Source organism: Nitrincola sp. A-D6 (assembly GCF_000764495.1).
Lineage (GTDB): Bacteria > Pseudomonadota > Gammaproteobacteria > Pseudomonadales > Balneatricaceae > Nitrincola.
The window spans coordinates 1-2,885 of record NZ_JRLB01000053.1 but is presented as its reverse complement, the minus strand read 5'-3'; the positions used below and the strand labels follow the sequence as shown (position 1 = coordinate 2,885).

Genomic DNA, 2,885 nt, shown 5'->3' with positions numbered 1-2,885 from the left:
CTATTTCTCTGACCAGCATCGAGGCATCATAGGGATTGGCATAGATCAGATCGACCTTACCTGCGCGGATATCACTGCGCTGTTTTTCGAAGCTGTCATAGAGCTCAAGGTGAATGGGTATACCCAATTTTCGCTGTAAATAGGTATTAAAATAGAACCAGCCGGATATATGATCCGGTGCAAAATCGGGACTTACGGTAAGATTTAAGGGCATGCACAACTCCTTTACATCAGTGTTGCATAGAGGGCTTCACTTTCACGAATCTTACTTCGGGAAGGCTTGCGTCTTACCGAGGTATATCCAACCAGTTCACCATTTCGCATATTGGGAATAACTGTCGCCTTAACCCAGTAATAGGTGCCATCTTTGCGCAAATTCTTTACAAAGCCCTGCCACTTTTTACCTTCAGCTACGGTATCCCACAAGCCCTTGAATGCCACTGCAGGCATATCCGGATGACGAAGAATATAGTGATTCACACCGATCAACTCTTCGCGGCTATATCCGGACATATCTACGAATGCCTGATTTGCATGGGTAATAATACCCTGCGGGTCGGTTCTGGATACTATCAGCTTACCGTCGGGATAAGGGACTTCCTTATCCACGATAGTTGCCATACGCTCCGTTCCGTCATAATAACGAATCAACGCTTCCCGTACCTGACCGGTATCTTGTTCTGACATAGTTCATCTCCCCCGCTGAACTCAGCACGCCCCTTGTTCAGAGGCGCCACTACGTGACTTACAGAATCTTACCGATAGCTTCCGCTGCACGTTTCACATCCAGGAAGATAAGTCCAAGACGCGCATTTGTTTTTGCGACAACCGTCAGTACTGAATCCTTGTTTGCGTGAGTCATCAAAATGTAACCGGCTTTACCTTTCACCAGAACCTGTTCCAGCTCCCCTCGTGCCAGTTCTTGAGCAGTACGTTCACCCAATGACAACATGGCTGCGCTCATGGCACCCACACTATCTTCGTCCATGGACGCAGGCAGCATTGAATCGATCATCAAACCATCCGTAGAAATTACTGCAGATGCTTCAATCTCAGCCGAAGTACTGTTCAGATCATTAAGAATGGAAGTAAGCATTTCTGAGCGCATCGTTTTCTCCTTTACGCCGTTAGCACAAATGTCGCAGTTAATTTTTCACTTTTACTTTAGTAATCCAGATATCGGCGCATAAGCACCGAAAGCAGATTGACAAAGGACTGACGGTTCAGTGTTGGCATCCCCTCCAGAACCAGTAAGAATTTCTGGTGACCCACATGCAGAGTCCAGAAACCCAGTTCACTGTGGCCAGCTGCATCCAGTAACCCCCAGGAAACACTATTGAAACCCAGGTGTTCCCGCAGCAAGCGCTGATGACGCTCATGCATCAAAACAATATCGGCAGATAATGCAGCCAGAGCTTCCGCTTCTTCATCAGCATACCCAGACTGCCCCAGACAAAAGCCCTGCTCATCAGCCAGCAGAACTCGACCTTCCGCCAACTGCGGCAAATACTCAGGCAAGAGTTGCTCTATTGACCCGGTGGGCACGGCTTCAGGTTCTGTAGTGAGCTGCAGGAAGCCTCTTTCTGTCAGCCAGCCCATCAACTCCTGCGCTTCTTTTTCGTTATATCCCGTCAATTTTTTCAATACCGCTGGAAAATAAGGTACATGAGTATCGGCACTGAGGAGTTGTAACAGCAAAGCTCGGCGCTCATCCACCTCCGGACTCAGTGTCGCATAATAGGAGCCACTGGGGGTCACCTGAAAAAACTCTGTAATTTCACTCTGGTCTTGATTCACAGTTGAACTCCGATTTCATTCCAGATAGGGTGCAGACCATTGCTGCTAAGGGTTAAAAAATCCAACAGCATCCGCTGCCACTAAAAAGGTAAACACATAACGTTGCGGCACGGCCAACTCAGAGAGCATCTGCCTGGGGCTGAGTCGCTTACTGAACCAGAGTTCCGCAAGTGTTCTGGCATGGGGCGTCAGATCAAAAACTGTAAAGTCTGGCTTGCGTAGCAATTGCACTGGTTTATGTAGATCGATAGTTTCTGGTATCCGCCCACGGGAAGTCAGTAAGGCAAGCTTCCACAGCAACTGATCAGCTATAATGTGCCGACTGGTTTCTTCCAGCAGAGGCACTGAAGGTTCAAGGGTTGAGAGAAACAGCTCATCCAGACCGAACCTGGCTCTGGCCATATGTAACAGCAGATCAGCGTCCAGATCACAATAGAAACAATCGATCTCGGGCAGGTAGATCAATACACCAGGTAAACCGGATACCTGTTGCGCCTGCTTACTCTGCCGGCCAGTCTTAACGGCTAAAACCACCCAGGGCAGCAAACTGCTATCCATATTAAAACGCACCCGTCTTAGCCCGCTTGGCTCACTCAAATCCTGGTCTGGCAGGTGTCCGCAATAATCATTGATATTTTTCTGATCAGAATCACTGGCATCGGTTTTCTCAGGTGCTTGAGCCGTACGATTAATCTCAGCAGGTTTATCAGCTGCAGAGGTTTTTACCGCTGTTACCTGATGAGCATCTGGCGCCTGCTTTTCTTCGCCTTCATGGCGCCGATGGGCCATGACTAAATGTGCCTTTGATATGACTTCCTGAACACCATGCCGGTCCAAAGGAAACAGCGTCTTACCAGAGTCAGAGAGTTGCTTGCCCTTGTTCCACTGCTGCATTGCTTCAAGGCCGGCTTGTTTTCGCGCCTGCCATTCAGCAAATACAGTATTCCTATCAGATACCTCTGGCACTGCCGGATCGGCTTGCTGTAACGACTGTGCCAAGTGATCTAATTCAGTTGAGAGTCCATTCAGCGTAAGCGGCCGCTTTAGCTCAAAAAAACCCTGAGGCACATCCCCCCTTCAGTCAAGGC

Annotated in this window: 5 protein-coding genes; all 5 read right to left on the bottom strand. The window is 48.8% G+C overall.

The window, feature by feature from the left end; genetic code table 11:
* On the bottom strand, positions 1 to 214 hold a 214-nt coding region (locus LH51_RS09615; RefSeq protein WP_036521901.1), incomplete at its 3' end, for a PhnD/SsuA/transferrin family substrate-binding protein.
* 11 nt (positions 215 to 225) lie between these two features.
* Positions 226 to 687 (bottom strand): PAS domain-containing protein, encoded by a 462-nt coding sequence (locus tag LH51_RS09610; protein WP_036521899.1) that lies wholly within the window; start codon positions 685 to 687, stop codon positions 226 to 228.
* A gap of 58 nt (positions 688 to 745) precedes the next feature.
* Positions 746 to 1,108, bottom strand: a complete 363-nt coding sequence (locus LH51_RS09605) for a roadblock/LC7 domain-containing protein (RefSeq protein ID WP_036521896.1) — start codon at positions 1,106 to 1,108, stop codon at positions 746 to 748.
* Between the two features lie 56 nt (positions 1,109 to 1,164).
* Positions 1,165 to 1,797 (bottom strand): hypothetical protein, encoded by a 633-nt coding sequence (locus LH51_RS09600; protein ID WP_036521893.1) that lies wholly within the window; start codon positions 1,795 to 1,797, stop codon positions 1,165 to 1,167.
* 45 nt (positions 1,798 to 1,842) lie between these two features.
* The gene (locus LH51_RS09595; protein WP_036521892.1) at positions 1,843 to 2,865 is read right to left on the bottom strand and encodes a hypothetical protein; all 1,023 of its coding nucleotides are present in this window, start codon (positions 2,863 to 2,865) and stop codon (positions 1,843 to 1,845) included.
* Between the last annotated feature and the right edge of the window lie 20 nt (positions 2,866 to 2,885).